This window comes from Nonomuraea lactucae (assembly GCF_003313395.1).
In the GTDB taxonomy this organism is placed as follows: domain Bacteria; phylum Actinomycetota; class Actinomycetes; order Streptosporangiales; family Streptosporangiaceae; genus Nonomuraea; species Nonomuraea lactucae.
On sequence record NZ_QNFZ01000036.1, the window covers coordinates 1 to 2,204 of the forward strand.

1 protein-coding gene is annotated in these 2,204 nt (G+C 65.9%); it reads left to right on the forward strand.

Annotated features, from left to right (window positions below; genetic code table 11):
* Positions 1 to 12: 12 nt before the first annotated feature.
* The coding region (locus DQW85_RS02595) for a condensation domain-containing protein (RefSeq protein ID WP_240196875.1) at positions 13 to 2,204 on the forward strand (2,192 nt) is incomplete at its 3' end.

Here is a 2,204-nt window from a genome sequence, read left to right on the forward strand (position 1 = left end):
GAGCAGGGGACGGTGTCGGGGGCGGTGTTGTTGACGCCGATCCAGCATTGGTTCGTCGGTCAGGACATCGCTGATCGGGATCATTGGAACTGGTCGGGCATGTTCGAGCTCGCGCAGGGGGCCGATGCCTCGGCGTTGGCGCGTGCGGTGGATGCTGTGGTGGCGCATCATGACGCGCTGCGGATCCGGTTCGTCTATGACCCGGTTCGGGAAGCTTGGGCGCAGCGCATTGTTGAGCGCGAGCTGGCGGAGATCTTCTCGGTCGTGGATGCGGTCGGGATGGTTGAGGCCCAGGTGGCCGAGCGGATGACGCTCGCGCAGACGTCGTTGAGCCTGGCCGATGGGCCGTTGATCCGGGTGGTCTACTTCGATCGGGGCGAGGAGCCGGGCTGGCTGGGGATCACTGTTCATCACCTGGTGATGGACGGCGTGTCGTGGAACGTCCTGCTGGAGGACCTCGACAGCGCTTACCGAGGCGAGCCGCTGCCTGCCAAGACGACCTCGTTCCAGCAGTGGGCCGAGCGACTGCACGCCTATGCCGGCACGGAGCGCGTGCGCGAGCAGCTCCCTTACTGGACTCAGCAGCTTGAGGCCGGTTTCACCGTGCCCGTCGATCACGTCAGCGATATCGGGACGGATGAGGTCGTGCGGGTCTCGCTGGATGCCGAGACGACTTCGGCGTTGCTGACGCGGGTGCACAGGGCGTATCGGACGCAGATCAACGATGTGTTGCTGGCCGGGCTGTCGCAGGCGCTGGGTGAGTGGGCGGGGAACAGTGCGGTGACGATCGATCTGGAGAGCCACGGCCGGGAGGCGGTGGCCGAAGACGTCGACGTTTCACGGACAGTTGGCTGGTTCACCTCCATCTTCCCGGTCAGGCTCGCCGCCCCCGACCTCGCCGACCCGGCCACCGTGCTGAAGTCGGTCAAGGAGCAGTTGCGCGGTAGTCCTGATCGTGGTGTGGGTTATGGGGCGTTGCGTTATGTGACGGGTGAGCTGGGTCAGGTGGCGGATCGGCAGGTTCTGTTCAATTACATGGGTGGTGCTGACGTCGCCGGTGATGAGGCGGTGGGGCTGCTGGTTCGGGAGTTGTCGCCGGAGTTGTGTGGGTCCAGTGGTGAGACGGGTTCGCATGTGTTGCAGATTGAGGCGTTTCAGACGGCCGATGGCGAGATGGCGTTCGAGTGGTACTTCTGCAGGGGTCTGCATCGTGCCGAGACGATCGAGCGGGTCGCGGAGAGCTATGTGCGGGCGTTGCGGGCGTTGGTGGAGCATTGTCTGTCGCCGGGGGCGGGTGGGTTCACGCCGTCGGATTTCGCGTTGGTGAGGTTGGATCAGGCGGCGGTGGATGCGTTGCCGGGTGGTGGGCGGATTCAGGATGTGTATCCGTTGGCTCCGGTGCAGCAGGGGATGCTGTTCCACGTGGTTGAGGCGCCGGCGGATGGGCGGGGCGTGTATTGGGCGCAGGGCGTCTACGAGTTCACCGGTGCCCTCGATGCGCGGCTGTTGCGGCAGGCGTGGGATGTCGTGGTGCAGCGGCATGCGGCGCTGCGGACGGGTTTTGTTTGGGAGGGTGTGCCTGAGCCGGTTCAGGTGGTTTATGACCGGGTCGAGGTTCCGTTCGAGGTGGTGGATTGGTCGGCGGGTGGGGATTGGCCGGAGCGGTTGGAGGAGTTGCTGGCTGCTGATCGTGGGCGGGGGTTCGATCTGGCGCGTCCGCCGTTGATGCGGGTGTATCTGGTCGATCGGGGTGATGACCGGTACTGGATGGTGTGGTGCCTGTATCAGGGTGTATGCGACGGGTGGAGTCTGCCCGTCGTGATGGAGGAAGTCACTCGGTCCTACGAGGCACTGTGCCGTGATGAACAGCCGGCGCTCCCTCCGGCAGGCGCGTACCGGGACTTCGTCGCGTGGTTGCAGCGGCAGGAGTCGAGTGAGGCGGAGGCGTTCTGGCGGGAGTATCTGGCCGGGTTCGAGACGCCGACGGCGTTGCCGGTGGATCGGCAGGTCGCTGAGCACTGGGCGCAGGGGCGCCTGCGGGTCGAGCTGTCGGACGAGGTGACCGATGCGCTGGTGGCGCTGGCACGGCGGGCTCGGGTGACGCTGGGCACGGTCGTTCAGGCGGGCTGGGCGCTGCTGCTGTCGCGGTATAGCGGTGAGAACGATGTGATGTTCGGTCTGACGGTGTCGGGTCGTCCGGCGGA